The sequence below is a fragment of the Peredibacter starrii genome (assembly GCF_034259205.1).
In the GTDB taxonomy this organism is placed as follows: domain Bacteria; phylum Bdellovibrionota; class Bacteriovoracia; order Bacteriovoracales; family Bacteriovoracaceae; genus Peredibacter; species Peredibacter starrii.
Genome location: NZ_CP139487.1, coordinates 3,041,932 through 3,067,338, shown reverse-complemented (window position 1 = coordinate 3,067,338; position 25,407 = coordinate 3,041,932). Strand labels below are relative to the sequence as shown.

At 43.7% G+C, this 25,407-nt stretch carries 10 protein-coding genes; 5 read left to right on the top strand and 5 right to left on the bottom strand.

What is annotated here, in order from left to right; genetic code table 11:
* Window positions 1–54 precede the first annotated feature (54 nt).
* The 5 genes from SOO65_RS15200 (at window position 55) to SOO65_RS15180 (ending at window position 21,284) form a co-directional block, all read left to right on the top strand.
* Complete coding sequence (locus tag SOO65_RS15200) at window positions 55–4,425, top strand: tail fiber domain-containing protein (protein ID WP_321392002.1); 4,371 nt, start codon at window positions 55–57, stop codon at window positions 4,423–4,425.
* Between the two features lie 89 nt (window positions 4,426–4,514).
* On the top strand, window positions 4,515–9,050 hold the full coding sequence (locus SOO65_RS15195; RefSeq protein WP_321392000.1) for a tail fiber domain-containing protein: 4,536 nt from the start codon (window positions 4,515–4,517) through the stop codon (window positions 9,048–9,050).
* A gap of 113 nt (window positions 9,051–9,163) precedes the next feature.
* Complete coding sequence (locus SOO65_RS15190) at window positions 9,164–12,955, top strand: tail fiber domain-containing protein (protein WP_321391997.1); 3,792 nt, start codon at window positions 9,164–9,166, stop codon at window positions 12,953–12,955.
* Window positions 12,956–13,021: 66 nt separating this feature from the next.
* On the top strand, window positions 13,022–17,218 hold the full coding sequence (locus SOO65_RS15185) for a DUF8740 domain-containing protein (RefSeq protein ID WP_321391994.1): 4,197 nt from the start codon (window positions 13,022–13,024) through the stop codon (window positions 17,216–17,218).
* A 73-nt stretch (window positions 17,219–17,291) separates the two neighbouring features.
* On the top strand, window positions 17,292–21,284 hold the full coding sequence (locus tag SOO65_RS15180; RefSeq protein WP_321391985.1) for a tail fiber domain-containing protein: 3,993 nt from the start codon (window positions 17,292–17,294) through the stop codon (window positions 21,282–21,284).
* Between the two features lie 14 nt (window positions 21,285–21,298).
* On the opposite strand, the gene SOO65_RS15175 is transcribed toward SOO65_RS15180, so the two are convergent.
* From SOO65_RS15175 to SOO65_RS15155, 5 genes are all read right to left on the bottom strand, one after another.
* Complete coding sequence (locus SOO65_RS15175) at window positions 21,299–21,430, bottom strand: hypothetical protein (RefSeq protein WP_321391981.1); 132 nt, start codon at window positions 21,428–21,430, stop codon at window positions 21,299–21,301.
* Between the two features lie 91 nt (window positions 21,431–21,521).
* Window positions 21,522–22,544, bottom strand: coding sequence for a uroporphyrinogen decarboxylase family protein (locus tag SOO65_RS15170; protein WP_321391979.1), 1,023 nt, complete (start codon window positions 22,542–22,544; stop codon window positions 21,522–21,524).
* A complete protein-coding gene (locus SOO65_RS15165) occupies window positions 22,545–23,240 on the bottom strand; it encodes a response regulator transcription factor (RefSeq protein ID WP_321391976.1) in 696 nt (231 codons plus the stop codon).
* The gene (locus SOO65_RS15160) at window positions 23,233–24,156 is read right to left on the bottom strand and encodes a sensor histidine kinase (protein WP_321391973.1); all 924 of its coding nucleotides are present in this window, start codon (window positions 24,154–24,156) and stop codon (window positions 23,233–23,235) included. Before SOO65_RS15160 ends, SOO65_RS15165 begins: the two co-directional genes overlap by 8 nt.
* Window positions 24,147–25,406 carry a glutamate-1-semialdehyde 2,1-aminomutase gene (locus SOO65_RS15155; protein ID WP_321391970.1) on the bottom strand — a complete coding sequence of 420 codons (1,260 nt, stop codon included), beginning with the start codon at window positions 25,404–25,406 and terminating at the stop codon, window positions 24,147–24,149. Before SOO65_RS15155 ends, SOO65_RS15160 begins: the two co-directional genes overlap by 10 nt.
* Between the last annotated feature and the right edge of the window lies 1 nt (window position 25,407).

The following is a 25,407-nucleotide window of genomic DNA, read 5'->3' as shown; positions in this document are numbered from 1 at the left end:
AAGTTCTTTGGATTATCAACAGGATGTTTTGATAAACCTTAGGAAAACGTTTTAATGAAAGGTCTCTCAACTCTACTCATTCTTTTAGTGCTGTCCACGGCCTGTAATCAGGTAGGCGACATTTTGGGTAGTAACATTCTAGTGAATGTGAAAGAGAAGAATAACAAGCCTGTCATCAACCAAGTAAAAATTCAAAATGATCAGATCATAGTTTCTGGAAGTCACCTGGACAGTGTAACAACTGCGAAGGTTGGGGCCCATGACTTTCAGATTGAATCAAAGACCTCTGACAAATTAGTTCTGAATGCAAAGAGCGCTCTTAGTTTTATAGTCGGGCAAACTTTTGAACTTATCATTTCAAGTGCTAGTGCTTCAGCAACCTTCCCATTTACTTTCGATCTACAAAACGGACAAGTGACTGCAGCCAAGCTCCATCATATGAATGCTTCCAACGGTGACTTCCTACAGTTCAATGGGACAACTTGGGCACCAGCTTCGATTTCAACGAATCAGGTCTATGTTGGAACTTATAATGCAACTACTGATACTCCAAATTTATCAGGTGGTGTGGCCGCAGCTGGAGCTTACTATATTGTCACAACCGCGGGCTCTCAGGATTTAGGTTCTGGTATTATGAACTTTGATGTTGGTGACTGGGTCATTTCTGATGGAACTAACTGGAGTAAGGTTGCAGTTGGAACAAATACTGTTTCTAACTTCAACGGTCGAACCGGTGCAGTTGTTCCACTATCAGGGGACTACTCTTGGTCGATGTTAACGAAGGCCGCAGGAAAACTGACTGGCTCTAAACTTCAAGAGATCGCCGACGTAGATGTGACAGGTATTCAAGACGAAGATATCCTTCAGTGGAATGCGGGAACATCAAAATGGGAAGTAACTCCGGTTCCAGTTCCAGTCATTACAGCAGGCTCGATTACAAATACTCAAATTGCGAATAGTGCAGTTGACTCTAATAAGATCGTTGATGGGACAATTGTTAATGTTGATATCTCAGCGACAGCAGCGATTGATCAAGCAAAAATTAGTAATCTTACTACTGATCTAGGGAATAAAGAGCCAAAAATTACGGCCGGCACTGCCGCTCAATATTGGAGTGGTACAAAGACCTGGCAGAATTTAAATCCTGCCGTTTTGGGATCTACATTAACAGGGTTCAGTTCGACAACTGGTGCGATCACTGCGGCCGATACAGTTCTTTCAGCATTCAATAAATTATCAGGCAATATTGGTATCGCAACGGCCTCACAAGCAAACTATGTTTTAAAAGCAGGGGACACGATGAGTGGGCCTCTTGCCATGGGAAATAATAAAATCACGGGTCTTGCTACTCCAACTGCAGGCACAGATGCTGCCACTAAAGACTATGTGGATACCAAAGCAGGTACGGCGTCTCAATGGACGACGGTTGGTTCTGATATCCAATACTCGGCAGGGAATGTTGTCATTGGTACTACCACTGCTGAATCAATGCTTCACTTAAAAGGCGAAGGTAGTGTTGGGGCCACAGTTCATCGAGTGTCAGATCTACATCCACCATTTTTAAGTCTAACTAGATCGCGTGGAACAGCAGGAAGTGAAACGAAGGTTCAGGTTGGAGATAATTTGGGACAACTTCGTTTTAGAGGTCTGACTCGAAACAATACAAACACTGCGGATACAAGTCTCATCCTCAGTCAAATCATCGCACAGGTTGAAGCCGTCGATGGCGATCAAAAGGCCAGTTCTAAACTAGGTTTTTACACTGCCGCAAATTCAGAAAGTGCCACAGTCAAGATGACCATTACATCAGCAGGTGATGTTGGGATCGGGACAGCAACTCCACTAGATAAATTAAGCGTCATTGGTAATGTCGCTCTTTCCGGTGGTGTTCGTATGAAATCGGATACTGTGAATTATGTTGAACTTCTCGCTCCAGCGGGACTTGGTAGTAATTTAAGTTTCAGACTTCCGGCCTCTAATGGAACAACTGGGCAAGCGCTCATCACAGATGGAGCTGGTAATCTTTCTTGGTCAACTGTTTCAAGTGGAACTCCTGCAGATGGGTCAATCACACTAGAGAAATTAGCGGGTGCAAGTGATGCAACAAAATACCTGAAAGGTGACAAAACTTGGGGAACATTTATTACAGATGTTTTAGCTTCTACTTTTGCCACAGTTACTCCAAGCAATACTATCATTGCAAATGGTGATTCACTTCAAACAATTGTGAATAAGACTCAAGGGCAAATTAGTAATCTTGCCTCTAATTCATTGAACAAAACAGGTACTGATACTATTACAGGTACACTTACCATTAATGCAGCAACTGGTGCTCTTAAAATTCCAGCGACTCCATCTGGTATAGATCTTACGGATGCGGCCAACGTTCAATATGTTCAAAACTATGTTGATACATTTGGGAAGTGGAATAAAAATGGTCCAGACATTTATTACAATGGTGGTAATGTAGGAATTGGAACTAATGCACCGATTGCTAGATTACATATTAAAGATTCACAAGACGGCCTCATCATTGCGCAGGTCGAGAATACAAGTACCGGTACTGCCGCTTCTTCCACCTTGAATGCAGTCTCAGATGGCGCAGGTATTGGGGTTGAGGCTTTTTCAAGTACATTCCCTGGTAACTGGGGAACAGTTCCGAAGGCGGACTCAGTAACTTTAAGAGCACACAGCGGTTCACCATCGGCGAATATGTTAGTTGGTACGTCAACTGCGGTACCTCTTCATTTAATGGTTCAATCAACTCCGAGAATGACATTTCTACCTAATGGTTATACCGGAATTGGGACCACAGCTCCGAATCATCATCTTGAAGTGAATACCGAAGCAGACGCCATTACGAAAATGGGTATTTTTAATACTCACGCTACTGGGACCACAACTAATACTCAACTTTTTGCAAGCAATGAAAAGAACTCGATTGCCCTGGGTATCCTTGGAACTTCTAATACTAATTTAGGTTATGGTTCCCCTGGTGACTCATACATTTACAATTCCGGCGGAACTTCGACAGGTAAAAATTTTAACATCATCAATAATCAATCTGGCGGGATAAAATTCTATGCTGGTTCAACCGCATTAAGTGGCATTCCAAAATTCATGATTGATGGTAGCACTGGGAATATAGGGATTGGGACCAACTCACCAACTTCATTCCTTCATATGTTCTCGGAAGGAACTACTTTTAAAGAGATGAAGATCGATGCGGCCAGAAACAACTCTGGTGCTTATGGAATTACCTTTTCGAAATCTCGTGGGACTAGTGCGGCCCGAACTCAAACGCTGAACAACGATGCTTTGGGCGATCTTAATTTTATTGGATTCACAGATGCTGGAGTTGTAGCTCCTGATTCTTCAGCAAGAATACGAGCTTATGCTGAAGAGAATCTAACTGCCACTGGATATGGTGGAGCTATTGCTTTTCAAACTGTGACTGCTGGAACAGCTACCATGTCGGAACGGATGAGAATCAATTCGGCTGGAAACGTTGGTATTGGAACAAATACTCCGAGCCATAGACTCTCAGTTCTTGATTCCACTGCTCCCAATGGAACAAACACAGGTGTGTTCTACGCGGCCCTTGGTGCAGATGCAAGTTTGGGACCTCTTAGCTTTAATGTCTGGGGAAATCCTTCTGCGACGGCTGCAAATCGATTTATGGGAATTGCTGCGGCAGATTTCACTGGTGTTAGATCACTCATTCTCAATATGGCTTCGAATGGTGCACAAGGGAAAGTAGGTATCGGAACAACAAATCCCGCAGCGATGCTTGATATCACTGGCCAAGGTTGGATCCGAGAGACAGCAGGTGGTGGTTTAGCTGCTTCAGCAGGAAGGGGTTTAAAACTTGAATATACCACTGTATCTGATAGCGGTTTAATTCAAGCTTATGATTATTCTACTGCGGCTCCAAAGACTTTAAGTCTTCAAACTCTAGGCGGAGATGTAGGGATTGGAACAACAACTCCCGGTTACAGACTTCATGTGAATGGTTCAGTGGCAGGAACAGGTGCTTACAACGCTCTTTCAGATCGTCGATACAAAAAAGACTTCGAGAAAATTCCTGATGCTCTTGAAAGAGTGGTGGCGCTGAATGGCTTTTACTATAAATGGCGCCAATCAGAACATCCTGACATGCAGTTTGAAAAAGGCAGAGACATGGGTGTGATCGCCCAGGAAGTTCAGAAGGTGTTCCCTGAGGCCGTGAGCACAGATAAAAAATCGGGCATCATGTCTGTGGCCTATTCAAAATTGATTGCACCTATCATTGAAGCAATTAAGGACCTCTTTGGTCAGGTAACGGCCTTAAAACGTGAAGTGGCCTCTGTTAAAGAAGAAAACGCTGCCTTAAAAGCCTATATTTGTGGAAAAGATCCTAAGGCCCCATTCTGTAAGAAAAAATAAGTGCTGATTCAAACCTTTTAAGATTTTTTAAATATCTGTAAATAAAAGTTTAATAAGAGTCGATAAATACGTAAGGATTAAGAATTCTTATGAGTTTCAATATTGTCTCTATTTTTGTCGTAGCTGCAGTTTTACTGACGGGATGTCAGGATAATTCGCTATTACAAGGCAACATCACCGTAAGCTTTCAAGAAACGAAACCTTCAATCAGTAATGTGAAAATTCAGAACGATCAATTGATTGTAAGTGGAAGTAATTTAAGTAAAGTGACTACTGCTAAAATTGAAGGTGGCACTAATCACGTTTTTACCATCGAATCAAAGAGTGATAACAAAATTGTTCTAAACGCCAAGAGTGCACTAACATTTTTGGTTGGGCAGTCACTCAATCTTATTATTTCTTCTGCTAATGCGAGTGCAACTTTTCCAATTTCTTTTGAACTTCAAAATGGACAAGTGACCGCGGCCAAACTTCACCACATGGGTGCGAGTGCAGGGCAGTTCTTACGTTTTAATGGAACGAGTTGGGTTCCTTCTGCAGTTACGACAAACCAAGTTTATGTGGGAACCTATGATGCAGGTACTGATACTCCGAACTTATCATCTGGAGTTGCTGCTGCAGGTACTTACTACATTGTTACAGTGGCCGGAACTCAGGATTTAGGTTCTGGTTCAACAAATTACAATGTAGGAGACTGGGTCATCTCGGACGGGACTAACTGGAGCAAGGTCGCAGTTGGAACAAATACTGTTTCTAACTTCAATGGAAGAACAGGAGCAGTCGTTCCTCTTTCAGGTGACTATTCCTGGAGCATGCTTACAAAGGCCGCAGGAAAACTCACTGGTTCGAAATTATCTGAAATTGCTGATGTTGATGTGACAGGAATTCAAGACCAAGATATTCTTCAATGGAATTCTGGAACGTCGAAGTGGGAAGTAACATCAGTTCCGGCCCCGGTGATTACTGCCGGCTCTATTTCAAATACCCAAATCGCAAATAGTGCGATTGATTCTTCTAAGATTGTTGACGGATCAATTGGTAATGCAGATATCTCCGCGACTGCGGCGATTGATCAGTCAAAGATCAATAATCTTACTACTGATCTAAGTAATAAAGAGCCGAAGATCACTGCGGGCACCGCTGCTCAATATTGGAGCGGGACAAAGACGTGGCAGAATTTAAACTCCGCCGTTCTTGGTTCAACACTAACAGGTTTTAGTTCAACAACTGGTGCAGTATCAGCAGCAGATTCTGTACTTTCTGCCTTTAATAAATTAACTGGCAATATTGGTGTAGTCGCAGCTTCACAAGGAAACTATGTTCTAAAAGCAGGGGACACCATGAGTGGTGCACTTGCGATGGGCGGAAATAAAATCACGGGTCTCGGAACACCGACAGCAGCGAGTGATGCTGCGACGATGGCCTATGTTGATTCAAAAGTTGGTGCTGGTTCTCAGTGGACTACGGTGGGTTCAGACATTCATTACTCAACTGGTAATGTGGGGATTGGAACGGGAAGTCCTGCATACCTTTTGGACCTGAGAGACACCTCAAGTAATGGATCAAAATTTCACATTTCTGCGGCCGGGGACACAGGCCTATATATGTCTGCCAATAACTCTGGTGGCGGTACACTATCTCAAGGAGCGGCGAGTACAGGTCCTACTTGGGTGGCCAAATCGACGGGGTCTTCGATTATCAGTTTTGCTCCAACTGGAGATCTTTCTTTCTTTGCGACCTCTGGTCTGACAGTTGGAAATACTTTTACACCTTTTGAAAGAATGCGCATTAATGCTACAGGTGATGTCGGCATTGGAACCACAACACCAAATGAAAAGCTCACTGTTGCAGGTAACATCGCTGTCACAGGTGCTGTACGTTTAAAATCTGATAATTTGAATTATGTTGAACTCCAAGCACCTAATGGTCTGGGTAGTACTTTAAATTTCAGACTGCCGGCCAGTGTCGGAACTTCAGGTCAAGCTCTGATCACTGATGGATCAGGGAATCTTTCATGGTCAACAGTTTCAGGTGGGGCACCTGCGGATGGTTCAATTGGATATGCTAAATTAAATCTTGCGGATGGTGATATTCCTCTCGCGAAACTTGCAGGTACAAGTGATGCCACAAAGTATTTGAAAGGGGACAAGAGTTGGGGAACATTTATCACGGATGTTCTTGCATCAACTTTTGCAACGGTCACTCCGAGTAATACGGCGATCGCCAATGGTGATTCTCTTCTTACAGTAGTTAATAAAACTCAAGGTCAAATTAACAATCTGGCCTCGAACACTCTTAATAAAACAGGCGCTGATACAGTCACTGGTACCATGACAATTGATGCGGCCACTGGTGCTTTAAAAATTCCAACGACTCCATCAGGTGCAGATCTCACAGATGCGGCCAACGTTCAGTTTGTTCAAAACTATGTCGGGACCTATGGCCAGTGGATCAAAAACGTAAATGATATTAGTTATTCGGCCGGGAAGGTGGGAGTTGGGACTACGTCACCGGTTGGCCAGCTTACGATTCAAAACTCGATTCTTGGCACATCATCTGCAACCGCTTCATTCACTACACCGAGACAACTTTTGGTGAACGATGCTCCCACAAGCAGTGGCGGAAGACACGTTAGCGCGAGTATTTTAACTCAACCTTCTCCTACTGCTTCAGGTACCGCTCAATACACAAGCTTGATGACTGATTTTATTATTCCGGCGTCATCAACCTTTAATATGCAGCAAACTAGATCGATACATGCGCTGGTTGCTAATAATGGCTCAGGAAATATAACGGGCCAGACTGGCGCTATAGTGGCTGCTATGCATAACGGTCCAGGATTGGTCGGTACACAGATGGGAGGAAGTTTCACGGCCACATCAGCTGCGGGAACTATTAATAACCAATACGGAGTGAATGCAGTTTCTAGCCACGGAACCGGCACTCTATTAACTTCCCAGTGGGGAAGTAGAGGCGCTTCTGCTGTAACGAATGGCTCGGTCACGTTTCAGTATGGGGTGGATGCTAACGCTACAATTTCTTTAACTTCGTCAGCTACTCAACAGTTTGGTGTTAAGTCAGTTGCGAGTAATGCAACCACATCGACTCTACCAGATCAGTGGGGAACTTATTCAACTGCCGTTAATTCTGATGCAGGTACTGTAACTCAAGGTAAAGGGGTGTATGGGCAGGCCTATAATAATAGTAGCGGTGTTATTACCAATGCCTACGGAGTACATGGAGAAGTTTGGAATAACAATGCTGCAGGAACAATCACAACTGGCTATGCGCTATATGGTAACGTTCAAAACCCCGGTAGTGGAACAATCACGAATGGATATGGGTTATACCTTGGAAATATAGAAGCAACAAATAAATGGTCTGTGTATGCAAATGATCCAACTTCTCCGAGCTATTTTGCAGGCAGTGTAGGAATTGGTACGAACGCTCCAGGCTCAAAATTAGTTGTGAGTGAAAATGCTCCAACCGCTCCCGTGGCCTTTGGTGGAAGACAGTTACATATTATTGGTGCAGATGGTGCCAATGCAGGAATTCAAATTGACGGTCATGGAACAAATGCGGGTACCAGACCTGTGATTTCATTTCGTCAGGCACGAGGTACCGGCGCAATTCCTACTCCTACAATGACTAACGATGTATTAGGAAGTTTTGGATGGTGGGGAAGATCGGCGAGTGGTTATTCACCTACTCAAAGAGCAGAACTTAGAGTAGACGCCACGGAAGATTGGACTGATACTGCCCAAGGTACGGCCATGATTTTTAAAACAACTCAAAACGGAAGTATCACCAATAATGAAAGAATGCGTATTGATAACAACGGTAATGTTGGTATTGGAACTACAGCTCCTCAAGCCTCACTAGAAGTGAGTTCTGCCGGAAACAGTATTATTAATAACTCTATCTCTGATGATACAAAATACACGGCCTTCAGATTGTTTACGTTAAGAGGAAATTCTCTTGAAACAATGGGCTCTTCAAATCCAAGTTTAGGAAATAAAGGTTGGGAATTTGGCGCCAATGGAAATAGTTACCCAACGGTCGCCCTACGAAACGTCCTAACCATGAATTATTGGAGTGGGACCGCTTGGATTACACCGATGGCGATTCTTCCTACTGGTGATGTTGGGATTGGAACAACTGCTCCTGGTTACAAACTTCATGTGAATGGATCTGTTGCTGGCGTGGGTGCCTACAACGCTCTCTCTGATCGCCGCTACAAAAAAGACTTCGAGAAAATTCCTGATGCTCTTGAAAGAGTAGTGGCCCTCAATGGTTTCTATTATAAATGGCGCCAATCGGAGCATCCTGATTTGCAGTTCGAGAAAGGTAGAGATATGGGTGTGATCGCTCAGGAAGTTCAGAAGTTATTTCCTGAAGCCGTGAGTACTGATAAAAAATCCGGCATCATGTCTGTGGCCTATTCAAAATTAATCGCACCTATCATTGAAGCGATCAAAGAACTCTTCAATCAATCTCAAAAGCATGAGAGAGAAATTGCTTCGCTTAAAGAAGAGAACCGTCTCCTTAAAGAATCTCTATGTGAGATCAATCCAAAAGCGAAAATTTGTAATGTTACAAAAGCTAAGCCTGATTCCGGGTACTAAAGTCAGAAATGTAAGTATTCGATATTTGGAATAGTTTTCAGAGCTTAATCCTTTAAAATTTTCTTATTAAATGTCGATAAGTCCTTAGGAATTCATAGGAAGTAAGGCCCTATATGGGAACCAACGGGCATTTAAAAAAACTTTTCTTAAGCAGCTTAGTTGTGGTCATCATGCTGACTAGTTCTGCATTCGCAGAATCTTTAAGCTATTCCGGAAGACTTGTTAATACCAATGGCTCTCCAGTTGTTGGACCAGTGAATTTAAAATTTGATATCGCAAGTACGGCCGATACTTCAACCATTCTTTGTTCGCAACAAATTGCAAACGTTGCTCTCACCAATGGTGTCTTCCATGTGAAGCTTGATTTGAATTGTGGAGCCTCGACATTGTCCCAAGTTCTAGGAGCTATTGTTGCACCAGATTCTGCGGCCATTCGAGTCACGAATGAAACTGCCAGCAAAGCTTACTCGTTTCAATCTCTTCATGCTGTTCCTTCTGCGCAAATCGCGCATGGCCTTTCAAAATTAAACGCCAACAATAATGAAGTTCTCACATGGACAGGTTCTAAATGGGAGCCGAAACCAGTGACAGGTGCAACTGGTGGTACAGTTACTGACATCACTGCTGGATCAGGTTTATCAGGCGGAACAATTACAAACTCTGGAACCATTGCAATTGCAAATGGTGGAGTGACTGATACTCATCTCGCTGGCAATATTGCCCGCTCAAAAATTGCTAACGGAACAGCAAACTATGTTCTGATGAATAATGGCTCTGGTGGCATGAGCGAAGTTGCTCAACTTCCACTTGCTCAAGGTGGTACTGGTTCTTCAACTGCAGCAGGTGCACGGACCAATCTTGGTCTAGGGGACGCGGCGGTTGCAACAATTGGTTATGGTGCTGGCCAAGTGATGCCGGGTGAAGTTCCGATTTGTCTTGCACACCAAAAACTACAAATGAATTTAGGACCAACATTTTGGTCTTGTGCGAATGATAATGATTCACTCGATGCCACAAAACTTCCTCTAGGTGGGGGAACGATGAGTGGTGCGATTGATATGGGAACAAGCAAGATTGTAAATCTTGGAACTCCAACTTTGGGAACCGATGCTGCAACTAAAGACTATGTTGATACGAAAGTAGGCGCAGCTCCTGGAGATAATCTAGGTAATCATACCGCCACGACCAATTTGGCGATGGGATCAAATAGCATCACAGGAGTGAATAAAATTTCTGTTGCTGATGGTGCTTGGAACTCACCGTCAATTACATTCACCAGTTCACCTTCAAGTGGTCTCTTTCACAACGGAGGCATTCTAGGATTTTCTGCTGGTGGAAGCCTTGTCATGAATCTGTCATCTTCAGCGATGAATCTTAACGGATCGTTTGCTCCTTATATGCGAATCAGTGGAACTAACGGAGAGTCGGGGCCGACTTATTCATTCGGCGGTGATTCTGATACGGGGATGTTTAGTCTTTCGAATAACATTCTTGGATTCACAACTGGTGGTGTGGAGAAGATGCGCATTCTCGCAACTGGTGAGATGGCCGTTGGTAAAACTACGGCCGCTGGAAAATTGGACGTCGCTGGAGACATCGCTCTTGATGGTAAATTAAAACTTCGTTCTGATAATACAAACTTTGTTGAATTAAGGGCCCCTGCCGGCCTAGTGGGAACTCTCACTTATACCTTTCCGGCAAGTGCAGGGACTTCTGGTTATGTCCTTACTACTGATGGAGCTGGGGGATTATCCTGGTCGCAGGCCGCAACAACGGCAACCAACGTGGGTGGTGACTTAACGGGCACGATTGCTAACGCACAAATTGCTGCCGGTGCGATTTACAATGCTGATATCGCAAATCTCACGATCACTTACGCGAAATTAAATATTTTAGATGAAGAATTTCCGATCACAAAATTATCCGGAACTTCAGATGCTACTAAATATTTAAAAGGAAATAAGACCTGGGGAACCTTCCTGACTGATGTTCTCGCATCTCCTTTTGCAACTGTTACTCCTTCTAATACTGCGATTGCAAATGGCGACACTCTTCAAACCGTAGTGAATAAGACCCAGGGACAAATTAATAATCTTGTAACAAATAGCTCTAACTATTTAGTGAAGAACGGAACAGATTCTATTACGGGAACGGTAACTGTGAATGCCGCCACTGGTGCTTTAAAAATTCCAACAACTCCATCGGGAGTAGATGGAACAGACGCTGCCAACGTACAATATGTAAAAAACTATGTCGGAACTTTTGGCCAATGGACTAAAACCGGTTCAGACCTTTCTTATAGTGCAGGTAACGTCGGTATCGGTATTGCTTCACCTTGGGATCAATTCATGGTCTATAAAGCGAACGCCTCAACATCGGCAAGTATTGTTTCAGATAACACTTCAACAACTGCTGCCCGTTATCCTTCTGTGGCGGTTAAAAATTTTGGTGGAGGTGGTGCAGGTGCAATTGGTAATCCGACAGTTGAATTAGTAAACTTGCGCGGTAATTCTAGTACGACTGCCCCTCTGAAAAGTGGTGATTCTCTTGGATCAATATCTTTTCATGGTTCAACCAATGCGGTCGCTGCCTACAAATCAGGTGCAGACATCCGAGCAGTTGCTTCGCAGGACTTTACTACCACGGCAACAGGATCATCATTAATTTTTGCCACTACGGCCAATTCAACCTCTGTTCCAGCAGACCGTATGACAATTACCAATGCTGGTGATGTTGCTATTGGTATCGCAGCTCCTTTGGCCCGATTGCATGTTAAGCAGGCCGTCGACACTACAGCGGGTGGATTACTTATCTCGAATACTACTGCCGGAGGAAATACTTCAATCTATGTAGATTCTTCCCATCAGACTCATATTGGCGGTTCAGTCAATTCTCCAGATGCCATCATGATCAAAAACGTAAACGGGAACGTCGGCGTAGGTATTGCACCTCTGACCAGACTCCATGTCGGTGGTGGCGACAGCGATTTAATTATCGACGGTGTAACACCCATTTCAATTCATCGATCTACTTCATATCCCGCAACTCCGGGGATGGTTGTTGGTGGTTCGGCCTATGTTTCAGAGGGAAGTGGAACTTCAACAAATTTCTGGCCACAACAGGCAGGAGTGTTTTTTTATGCGGGTGAAGTTCATTCTGCTACAAATAAAGGCACAGGAATTTCATTAGGTACAACATCGAATGGATCAACTACAGCAGTAGAACGCATGACAATTTTACCAGATGGTAGAGTTGGAATCGGAACAACAGCTCCTACGGGCGGTCTTACTGTGAATTCAAGTGTGCCAACCTCTTATTCAATTATTTCAAATAGAAATTCCGCTACTGGTGGACAAGACTGGCGATGGTATTCTTCATCTACTGGAGCTCCATTGGGAGCTGACTCGATGTGCTTCGGCTTAGGAGCATGTCTATTCATTCTTAGGGCCGACGGGAATGCGACACTTTCTGGAACGCTGACACAATCTTCTGATATTCGATTTAAGCGTGATATCACTTCAATTCCTTATGCTCTCGACGCTATTACAAAGCTTGATGGTGTAAATTATTACTGGAAAGATGAGAGCAAGGGTTCTGATAAACAAATTGGTTTAATTGCTCAAAACGTTGAAAAGGTTTTTCCTGAGGCCGTTAAAACAGACAAGCAGGGTATGAAGTCTGTGGCCTATCAAAACTTGGTAGCACCGATTATTAATGCAATTAAAGAAATTAGGTCCTGGATGCTTAAATCTGATGAGCAAACAAAGAGCGTAAATCGCGAGATTGCTTCGCTTAAGGCAGAGAATGCTGAGCTAAAAGCACGAGATGAAAAACGAGAGAGAGAGATGGCCGTTCTTAAGGCCTATCTTTGCCATAAAGATCCCCGGGCTCCACTTTGTATGTAATAAAATGGGATGTAACTCCTTATGGGAATGCATTTTAGTTTTGTAAAACTTTGCTTAAGAAGCCTGATGTTCGTCATCATGTTGACTTGTTCTGCATTCGCAGAATCTCTTAGCTATTCCGGAAGACTTGTTAACAGTAATGGATCACCAGTTGTTGGTCCCGTTAATTTAAAATTTGATCTCGCGAGTACCGCCGATACATCAGTGGTACTTTGTTCTCAACAAATTACAAACGTGGCCCTCACCAATGGTGTTTTCCATGTGAAACTTGATTTGAATTGCGGAGCTTCGACACTATCGCAAGTTCTTGGTGGGATCATTTCTCCTGATACGGCCGCTATTCGTGTAACAAATGAAACTGCCAGTAAGGCCTATTCATTTCAATCTCTCCATGCGGTTCCTTCAGCTCAAATCGCCCATGGTCTTTCAAAATTAAATGCGAACAATAACGAAGTTCTCACTTGGACTGGGTCTAAATGGGAGCCAAAACCTGTGTCCGGAGCCTCAGGTGGCACAGTTACTGATATTACAGCCGGAACGGGTTTATCCGGTGGCACAATCACTAATTCGGGAACCATCTCAATCGCAAATGGTGGAGTGACTGACACTCATCTCGCGGGCAATATTTCTCGTTCAAAACTCGCAGCAGGAACTGCAGATTCAGTCGTTGTAACAAATGGTGCAGGTGTGATGACTGAGGTGTCACAACTTCCAGTTTTAAATGGTGGTACTGGATCATCAACTGCAGCAGGTGCGCGAACGAATCTTGGCTTAGGTGATGCGGCGGTTGCAACTATTGGTTATGGGGCCGATCAAGTGATGCCGGGTGAAGTTCCGATGTGTCTTTCTCACCAGAAACTTCAGATGAATCTAGGGCCAACTTTTTGGTCATGTGTGAATGATAATGATTCACTAGATGCCACTAAACTTCCTCTTGGTGGTGGCACAATGAGTGGCGCCATTGCGATGGGAAATAATCTAATTACTGGTCTTGCTGCTCCCACTGCAGGAACAGATGCGGCCAATAAGGCCTATGTGGATGCGCAGGTGAGTGGAGCATCAGATTGGTCAAAAAATGGGTCTGATCTTTACTATAACTCAGGCAAGGTGGGACTAGGGACGTCTACACCTGTAGCAAACTTTCACATCTCCGGAGTATCTAATAGCACCATCATGTGGGTGGACGCTAAAATTCAAAATGATGGAAGTACTTTAAGAGGTGTTTCTTTAAGTCCCATCCTAAGTACTAACGTAAGTGGATCTGGTGGTGTCACATTAAGTCCGAAGCTAGAACCGTCGGCCGATATTACTTCGATTATCTACGGAAACATTTTAAATCCAAAATTGCAGACAACGTCTGCTAACGTGTCGGGGAGAGTGGCCGGTAACTTCTTCCGTGTGGATGCTGATGCTTCTTATACTGGGAACATCAATACAGTGAACATTGTTGAAATCGGTGGGATGAATGATAGTAGTCCAGGAACCATTTCAACCGTGTATGGTTTGAGAATCGCTGATCAAACCGGTGGTACAAAAAACTATGCCTTCCATCAGGATTCAGCAGATGACCTCAACTTTTTTGGTGGTAATGTTGGTATCAATGTTCTCAATCCGACAGAAAAATTAGAAGTAAATGGTAACATTGCTCTGAATGGTAACATTCGTTTGAAATCGACAACTGCGAACTATGTAGAAATAAAAGCTCCGGCCGCACTTGCATCTACTTTAACATTTAATTTACCAGGGACTTATGGGACTGCTGGATATGTACTTGCCACCGATGGTGCAGGGAATTTGAGCTGGACTGCGGTGACCACTGGGGCAAGTGCCGTTGGCGGAGATCTATCAGGAACAATTTCCAATGCTCAAATTGCAGCTGGTGCTATCGTTGATGCTGATATCTCGGGAACTGCGGCCATCGCTCAATCAAAGATCAGTGGACTCACAACAGATTTAAGCAATAAAGAACCAAAAATCACTGCAGGAACTGCCGCTCAATATTGGAAAGGTGACAAGACCTGGGGGACATTTATCACAGACGTTCTTGCTTCAACTTTTGCAACGGTTACTCCAAGTAATACAGTCATTGCGAATGCGGATTCGATACAAACCGTTGTTAATAAAACTCAGGGGCAGATCAACGCTCTCAAAACTGCAGACACGAATTTTCTAGTTAAAAATGGCACTGATACAATTTCAGGTGCCGTCTCTGTATCAGGTTCTTTGAAAATTCCCGCAACTCCTTCTGGAGTTGATCTTACGGATGTTGCCAACGTTCAGTATGTTCAAAACTATGTTGGAACTTTTGGTCAATGGCTTAAAAACGGTTCACATCTTTATTACGATAGCGGGGCAGTGAGTGTAGGAACCAACTCGTTTACTGGACCTAATAACATCGAATCGAAAATGAAGATCCTTCGCCCGGTGAATAAATGGGGATTAACCATTGAAGGTGAAGGAATGAACCAGGCCGACATTATGATGGTGGCCCCAGGTAGTTCTGCTAACAATCGAATAGGCCAAATTGTAAACAGTATCGACAAGATGATGATTCGATCAATCAATGATGATGCTACTGTAAAACAAACACTCTTAAACATGATGCATACAACTGGTTATGTTGGAGTTGGTGTCAGCGCGACGGCCACTCCACAAAGACCTCTGCATGTTGCTCAATCGACTGCTGCCGGTGGGAATGCTGCACCGATGATGATTGAAAGAGTAAATGCCAGTGGTACGCCGGCGGCAAACGAATTAACTGCATTACAATTTAAACTACCAAACTCTTCTGGTACTGGGGTAGTGGCCGCTGATTTTGCGGCGACATTAACAGATGTTACTCCGGGTTCAGAAAAGGGTGCTTTGATTTTTAGAACAACTCCCAATGGTGGAAGCACGATACCTGAAAGAATGAGAATCGATTCTAATGGTTATGTGGGAATAGGGACCTCAACTCCCGCCACGATGCTTGATGTGAGACGACCAGCTTCTGGATACTCTACTCAGTTGACGAGTGCAGGTGATTACAGTGGTGTACTCATGAAGGCCGAAAACTCTGCAGCTGCTATAAAGAAACGTTCTTGGGGTATTGCTAGTACCAACGAATATTTGACCAGAACTGGATTAGATTTCATTGAATATACCGACCCTGATGATGATGATGTGCTTTGTGAAGCAGGTGAGGTTTGCACAACCAGATTCACCATTCAGTCTGGGGGGAAAGTAGGGATTGGAACTCCGACTCCATCACATTCTCTTCATATTAGTAAATCGGTTACAGGTGAATCTACGACTTTGAATGAAGTTGCTCTTAGAATTTCAAATCCTATTCAGGCCTATGGTTCCGGTGGGGAATATGCTCAAACTGGGATCGCTTTTGGCCGTGACGATGCTATTCGTGGAGCCATCATGTATGGGACATATGGACTCGACTATATGGATTTCTACACTGCTGATTCAACACTTGCGACCCCTAAGATGCGTCTAACTTCTGAAGGGAAAGTAGGGATTGGTACTACAATCCCGCAGGGCCATCTTCATATTCAAGGTGATGCTAGTAGTGCAACGGTGGTTAATATCTACGGCCCGGACACGGTTCAAAAGGGACTCAACCTAGGTGTTGATGCTACTAATCGCTGGGCCATTGGACAGAATTCAACTGCAGGTTCAAGAGGTATGTACTTCTACCAAGATCACACTGGAGTTGGAGGAATTATTTCTACACCTCTCATGTTATCGGCGAATTCGATGGTTGGTATCAATAATACCAGCCCTTCATACACACTAGATATCACTGGAGATATTCGTATCACAGGTGCTCCTTATCGAAATGGTGGTGATGTAGGTTGGATCGTTCCTTCTGATAGACGTTTAAAAGATGTGACCGGAAAATATGAGTATGGTCTGAAAGAGATCGCAAATCTTGAGACTATAAAATTCCGCTATAAAAAAGGGAACAAGAAAGAGATTTCATCCAAAGAAGAGTACACTGGCGTGATTGCTCAAGAAGTTCAAAAACAAATTCCGGATGCAGTAAAAAAAGATAAGGATGGTTTTCTCTCACTCAACACAACTCCGATTTTCTGGGCCATGGTGAATTCGATCAAAGAACTCTTTTCTGAATCAAAAGAAGTGAAGCGTGAGATCGCTTCGATCAAGGCAGAGAATAAAGCGAAGTCCGAAGAGATCGAAAAGCTCAAACGGGAGAACGCAGAAATGAAGGCCCGTCTAGACCGAATTGAGCACGAATTAATGGCCAAGTAGTTGAATTAACGGTGCTCCAGACTGTTCCAAATCATTAATTTAATCCTAATAAGTGTCGATAAGTCTTTAGAATATGAGACTTATTTCCAAGTTTAACTTTCTATTCGTGTTCGCATTCGTGATGACAATCATGTGTCCGCACGCGTTCGCTGAATCTCTCAGTTATTCCGGTCGTCTTGTAAATGCCAACGGTTCACCTGTTGTTGGTCCAGTAAATCTTCGTTTTGATCTCGCAAGCACTGCCAACACTTCGATCATTTTATGTACTCAAGACATCAATAACGTCGCTCTAACCAATGGTGTTTTTCATGTGAAGCTTGAACTCGATTGCGGAACTCCAACGCTATCACAAGTCATGGGTACGATCACTGACCCAAATGCACCAGCAATTAGAGTGACTAATTTATCTGCAAGCAAAACATATTCATTTCAAGAGCTCCATGCTGTTCCATCTGCACAGATTGCTCACGGACTTTCAAAGTTAAATGCAAACAATAATGAAGTTCTCACTTGGACAGGTTCGAAGTGGGAACCAAAACCTGTGACTGGTGCAACTGGTGGTACAGTGACCGACATTACTGCGGGAACTGGATTGTCTGGTGGTACGATCACGAACTCGGGAACGATCGCCATTGCAAATGGAGGAGTAACAGACTCACATTTGGCCGGAAGTATTACTCGTTCAAAACTTGCGAATGGAACTCCCAATTATGTTTTAGCTAACAATGGATCGGGAGTGATGAGTGAACTGGCCTATTTAGGACTTACTCAAGGTGGAACTGGTGCTAACACCGCTGCCGGGGCCAGAACAAATTTAGGTCTAGGGACTCTCGCGACCATGAACTATGGAACAAGCTGGGACCTTATTCTTTCAGCAGCACTTCCTAGTTGTTTTGCAGGACAAGTTCTTACCCTGACATCCCTTCCAACCGTGACCCTTTCATGTGTGGCCGATGTCTCTGTAGATAACACAAAACTTCCTCTCGCGGGTGGTACCATGAGTGGCGCTATTGCGATGGGGAACAATCAAATTAATGGCCTGGCAGAACCAACAGTAGGCACAGATGCCGCCACAAAATTTTATGTCGATAATCAGGTGAGCTCTGTCAGTAGCGGTGCGACTGGGACATGGGTGAGTGAAGTTCTTTCGGATACCAGTGATTTCGATATGAGTTGTCGTTATCGCTTCACTGCCGGTGGAGTGGTTTATAATGCCAACGTCATCCGCACAGATGTTATTCAACATATTTCCAACACCATGAATTCTAATACCACGATGAACTATCTTTCGATTTCGAAAGGATCAAGAACATCTGTGGCCTACCATCAGGATAACTGGTCAAACAATCAGATCAATGCCAACGGTACTGTAACCAGCATTATGAAGAATTGTGGTCCTGCGACGCCGGTTCCAAATTCTATCGCTGACAGCGATACCGGAACGCGAATTCGTGTTGAGGCCGCGGCCAATGAAAATAATATTCGCTTTGATACAGATGGCTCGGAGAAGATGATCATTACTTCGCTTGGAAGTGTAGGGATTGGAAACAGTTCTCCGGCAGAGAAATTAGATGTTACTGGTAACATCGCCGTTAACGGAACTCTTCGTTTAAAATCCGATAATGCAAACTACGTTACCCTAAGAGCACCAACTTCTTTGGGAGCGAACATTAGTTATACTTTTCCATTAACTGCACCGACTGCCGGACAAGTTTTATCTTCAAGTGCGGCCGGTGTGATGACTTGGATTACTCCAACAGCTTCACCCATTACAACTGTTTTTGGAAGAACTGGTGCGGTGACTGCCACTGCAGGGGATTACACTGCTACTTTAGTAACGAACACTCCTGCAGGATCAATTGCTTCAACCACTGTTCAAGCTGCGCTAAATGAGCTTGATACTGACAAACAAGCTGCTGATGGAACTTTGACTTCGCTCGCGGCCTACAATACGAATGGCATTTTGGTTCAAACTGCGGCCGATACATTTACAGGAAGAAGTGTTGCAGGAGTAACGAACAGAACTACGGTAACAAATGGTAACGGTGTTTCTGGTAACCCGACTGTGGATATCAGTACTTCTCTTCTTCCTTCACCCGTTGCAGGGGACGCCGGTAAGTTTTTAAAAGCAAGTGGTGCGAATACATCTGCTTGGTCTTCTCTTTCATCTTCGGATATTACGACCGCTCTTGGTTTCACTCCTGTGAATAATGCAGGAGATTCTCTGGCAGCTGGTACATTTACATTTAGTGGAACGAGTATATTACGAAATGCCAACGCTCCTTCGAGTTTAACGGACGTCACTAACAAGCAATACGTGGACAGCGCTGTTGCAGCTGTAAATCTTTGGCAGACATCAGGCAGTGATGTGTATCGATCAGTAGGTAACGTTGGAATTGGCGGTATTCCTGGCGCTAACAATGTTATTGATATGACTTCAAACACGACCACAAATAGAAGAGTGGTGAATACAAACTCGAACTCTGCAGGTGGTACGGGCTTTACTGCCGCCGCAGGAACTAACTCGATTACCATGGGGACTTGGGGACCAACTGCCGGTGGCACAGTTACTTATCTTGAATCATCTTCATCGAACCCATTTCGAATTGATACCTTCACCAATACACCGATTACATTTCATACGAACATGACAGCAGGTGGGACAACTGAAAGAATGCGAATTGAAGCGAACGGTGATATCGGAATTGGAACTGCAGCTCCTACGTCTCGCTTGCATGTAGTAAAATCTTTCAATGGTCTATCCAACGTCAATGCTGCTTTCATTAGTGGTACTGACGGAGGTGTTACAAATACTGGGGTGCAGTTTCTTGCGAAAGATAATGTGGGGCTGACTTCAAATGGTAGTTATCTTTTAAATGCCATTTTGAATGGGACTTCTTTTTTCAATGTAACGGGTGCTGGTAACGTGGGTATTGGTCAAACAACTCCTTTGGCACCTCTGCATATCAAAGCTCCAGCGGCCGGAATTTTATTAGAGGAAACAACTGGTGGTGCAAATAATGAGGCCTTCATTGTTCACTATAACAATAATCTCGAGATTCAAAATAGGGACTCTGCAAATGTTCTTTCACATATTCCTTACAGGTTTGATATTCGTGCTCCGGTAGGGACGTTGATTGCGAACAGCTTAGGTAACATAGGAGTGGGAACCACCGCACCTGGAGCGAAAATGGAGATCCAGGCCCCTAATATAATGTCAAATATTGGTGCTAACGCTCTTTTGCGCTTAATGAGTACAAGTTCGGCGAACAATGATTATATCCAGTTTGGATGGCTCGGTGAAGATGTTTGGGGTCTGATGTCGGCCGATTCGGCCACACATAAAAATTTTTCAATTCAGCCTTTCGGCGGAAATGTTGGGATTGGTACTTCAAATCCGGGGGCCCAATTGGATGTGAATGGACAAATCATGTTCAGTACTAAGAAAGGTTATCTTGGTTACTACACGCCTTTAAACCAAGTCGAAATGGGTGGTGTGGGTGCTACTAACGTGTCGCTTGTGACGAATGGTATTTCCCGTTTGAACATTGATACTACCGGACGTGTAGGAATTGGTACCACTTCACCTGCCTATGTACTAGATGTAACCGGCGATCTTCGTATCACTGGAACTCCTTATCGAAATGGGGGGGACGTAGGTTGGGTGGTGCCTTCTGATAGAAGACTTAAAGATGTGACTGGTAAGTATGAGTATGGTTTGAAAGAAGTTGCCAACATCGAGACCATCAAATTCCGTTATAAAAAAGGTAACAAGAAAGACATTTCTCCTGATGAAGAATACACCGGAGTTATTGCTCAGGAAGTGCAGAAGCAAATTCCGGATGCAGTTAAAAAAGACAAAGACGGATTCTTCTCCCTTAATACAACTCCGATCTTCTGGGCGATGGTAAATTCAATTAAAGAACTTTTCACAGAGAGCAAAGAACTCAAACGCGAAATCGCTTCTCTCAAAGAAGAGAACGAGCTTCTTAAAAAACAGAATGAAATATTTGAGAAAAGATTGAATGCGCTTGAACAAAACCAGACCAAAAAAAAGGGGCCTTAAAGGCCCCTTCGATTTTAAACCGGTCGAATCATCGTGGTTTCAAATAACTTTTTCTCTTCATCTTTGTCTTTAGCACCATTGCCTCCGCAGGCAAGAGCACCGACTGAAAATACACAAACAAATAGGGCCAAAAGAATTTTATTCATACGTACCTCCATGGCTGTAATCCAATCTTAACATGGGATCGTGCAAGGAATGTGTAACAAATTGTAACTTCCTAAGCTCCCGTAAAGAGGACTAAATTTTTTGTGTTTGGATCAGTTTTACCAGGGTTCTTACGTTCTCTTCTGGCGTCTGAATAAGAACACCATGACCTAGACCCGCTACCCAACGTTTAAAATCTAAACCTCTGTCACGAAGGTCCTGATAGTAAGCTGCTGCTTTCTTCAGCATGATTTCATTCGGAAGGTGTAACCAAGCTGGATCAAGGTTTCCTTGAATGAAGCAATGTGGAGGAAGAAGCTTTTGGATCTCAACTAAATCACATCTCCAATCAACACCGATAACATCAATGTTTGTGAGATCAAGGGCCTTAATGAAGCCCGCTTGAGTGTGCTTAGAGTAGTAAATCACTTTCGTCTTTGGAGACTTTGCTTTGAACTCTTTTAGAAGAGCTGTGATTTTAGGAACGATGAATTCCTTATAGTCGGCCACACAAAGTTCACCAGCTGCTGTATCAAATAGAGCAACCGCTTGAGCACCATTGTTTGCTTGCATAAGCATTTCTTTCAGAAGTTCTGGCATCAAGATATTACAGAATGCTTCGAAGCGACCGTCGAATAGACCTTGTTTTGCTGAAACAAGATTTCCGGCGTGAGAACCTTCAACTGCATATGTATAAAGCGTGAAAGGCGCACCCACGAAACCAAGTAGTGTTACGTCTTTTGGAAGACGTTCACGAAGAAGCTTACAAGCTTCGCCTTGGAATTTATAAAACTCTTCACCTGGAGCTTTTAGTTTTAGCTTTTGGATGTCTTCTTTTGATTGCAGGTGCCATTCTAGAGTTGGTGGACCAGAGTGATAAGAAAGACCCATGCCTAATTGTTCAAGTGGGAACAATAGATCAGAAAAAAGGATGGCGGCATTAAAACCGAAGTCCTGGATAGGCCCGAGAGTTACTTCACAAGCAAGCTCCGGATTTTTACACATAGTCATGAAATCAGAGTTCTTTTTGATTCCCTGATAGTGTGAGTGATAACGGCCCGCTTGGCGCATGAACCATACTGGAAGTGTTGATCCGCGGTTTTCAAAGATGTCCATTTAATGTCCTTTCCATTCTAATTTATAGCCAATGCCTCTCACGGATGTGATTTGGACCTGAGATGTATCTGAGTCCGCCCATTTCCGGAGTTTAACAATGTAGTTGTCGATAGTTCTGTTAGTCGGGAAGCTGTTTTCTCCCCAGATTTTTTCAATCATCTCGTCACGAGACACCACTTCGTTTTTCTTCTCAATTAAGAGTTCCAAAATGGCGCATTCTTTCTGACCTAGAGATGAGATATGTCCGTCAGCATCCTGAATCTCAAAACGCTTGGGCCAGAAAACCAGTTTCCCGTAACGATATTCGTCCGGATTATGGAGAGTGATTTGTCGTGATTTTAAAATGCGATCAAGTCTTAGAGTGAGTTCTTTAAGCTCAAACGGTTTAGTGACGTAATCTTCCGCACCAAGCTCCAGACCTTCCACACGAAGAGTTGGGTCGTTAAGAGCAGTACAGAAAAGCAGCACGCATTCTTTACTAAGCTTTCTGAATTCACGAGCTAGAGAAATTCCATCTCCATCTGGTAGACCAATATCTAGAATCGCAATCGCGGGCCTCATCTGAGCGAACTTCACACGCGCTTCCGCACATGTGGCCGCGAGATCCACATTGAATTTCTTTGAACGAAGATAATCGCGAAGGGTTTGACCCAAGTTAGCTTCATCCTCAACTAAGAGAAGCGATAGTTCAGACATCGGTTTCTCCTGTTGGTGCTAAGAAAGTCAGACGAAATTTTAAGCGGTCTGCATTCAAGATCTCAAGCTGACCTTGCATCTTTCGCATAAGGTTCTTGATGAGATAAAGTCCGATCCCAGAGCCCTTACTTGATTCAAATTTATAGAAAAGGCTTCCTAGAAGATTCATGTCCCCCGTGAATTTCTTTCCATGATCATCGTAAGTAATTTCCACACAAGGACCATGCTTTCGACAAGCAATTGAAACTTGCTTCGTGTCTTTGTTATGACGAAGAGTATTTTCGAAAAGGTTTCTGAAAATAAGATTCAAGGCAAGTTCATCCGCCATGACTTCTCTTGCGTCCATGTCCATCTTGAGCTCCACCTTAAGTGGAGACTGAAGCTTTTGTTCCTGACGTTTAATGAAGCGTTCAATACTCACTGGCACGAGAGTAAGAGGTGCATCTTGTTCAATACGTGAAAGCTGAAGACTTTTCTCAAGTTCAGATTCAAGCTTGTGAGTGTCTTCAATTAAACGTTTCGTAAGATTCGATAAAGTATCATGATCGTGAGTTTCATCCTCGATCATGTCCTTAATCACTTCTGCCTGAAGGCGCATACTCGCCAGTGGGGTTTTAAGTTCATGGGACAGAGAAGAGAAGAAGGCCTGCATGGCCTTAGACTTTTTCATGTCACGGAAATACATGAGGAAGAGTGATCCACCCAAGAGAACCAGAAAGATGAAGAAGAATGTACCTTCCCACCTCATCATATTCAGAAATCGGCTCTGAGAGCCGAGTTCCGGTAAATTGAGTTCACTCATCGTGGAGTGGAGTTTAAAAACGAGAAAGAGCCACCAACTCCCAAGACCCAGGAGCATAAAGACCCATAGAAGAGTCAGACCATAAAACCAACGGCGGGTCTTATTTACGTCCATAATCTCCGTTTCATTTCTTCCTGCACTTTTTCATCGTGAGCAAGAGAACCAAAGCCCACTTCGTAAGCGTTTGGAGCAAGGTAGATGCCTTTGTTCAGCATGATTTCGAATAGCTTTTTAAAGCGCTCGTTCATATTCGCCGGAAGGTCACCGATCTTTGTTAATTTATTGTGGTTAGAGATCGGGTAGAAGAGAGAACCATACTGAATAGTCTGGTAATCTTCGAAACCGTTCTTATCCATCCAGTCTTTCATAAGAGCGACAACATTTTTCGTGTTGTTCTCTAGTTTTACGTAAGCTTCTGGAGTTAATTTTTTAAGGTTCACGAGACCCGCTGCCATAGCAACTGGGTTACCAGAAAGAGTTCCCGCTTGGTAAACCGGACCGATTGGTGCCAGGAATTCCATCACTTGTTTTTTACCGGCAATTGCACCCACTGGCATACCACCACCGATAATTTTACCGTAAGTCACGATATCAGGGTGAATCCCTGTCTTCTCGCTCATACCCCCGAAACCAATTCTGAAACCAGAAATAACTTCATCGAACACCAGCATTGCACCATACTTCGTACAAAGGTCACGTAGACCTTGAAGGAATTCTTGTGACTGAACAAGAAGACCATTGTTGGCCGGAAGTGGCTCAATGAAAATAGCGGCGATATTAGTAGGGAAGCGCTCGAACACTTCTTTTACTTCATTAAGGTCACCAAGTTCGCAGATAAGAGTGTCTTCTGCCTGATGCTTCGTCACACCTTTTGAAGATGCTTCAGCTTCACCGGCCAGACCTGAACCAGCTTTGATAAGCATTGAATCCGTGTGACCGTGGTAACAACCATTGAACTTAATAATCTTTGAACGACCAGTTACACCGCGAGCTAGACGGATCGCCGTCATAACTGCTTCTGTTCCAGAGTTCACGAAACGAATCTGCTCGATGAATGAAATCTTATTAACGATATATTCAGCAAGCTCTAGAGAATATTTCTCACAAGCGCCGAAGGTCCAACCATTATCAAGGGCCTTGATGATTGCCTCTTTGATTTCCGGATCCTGGTGACCGTGAATAAGTGGTCCGAAGCTCATACAGAAATCGATATAATCTTTGCCTTCTTCGTCCCAAATGAAAGCACCCTTACCACGATTTACAAAACGTGGAGTCGTGTGAAGACCTTTAAAAGAACGAACTGGTGAATGAACTCCACCTGGAACATATTTAAGTGATTTTTCGAAAAGCTCTTTGTTATTCATA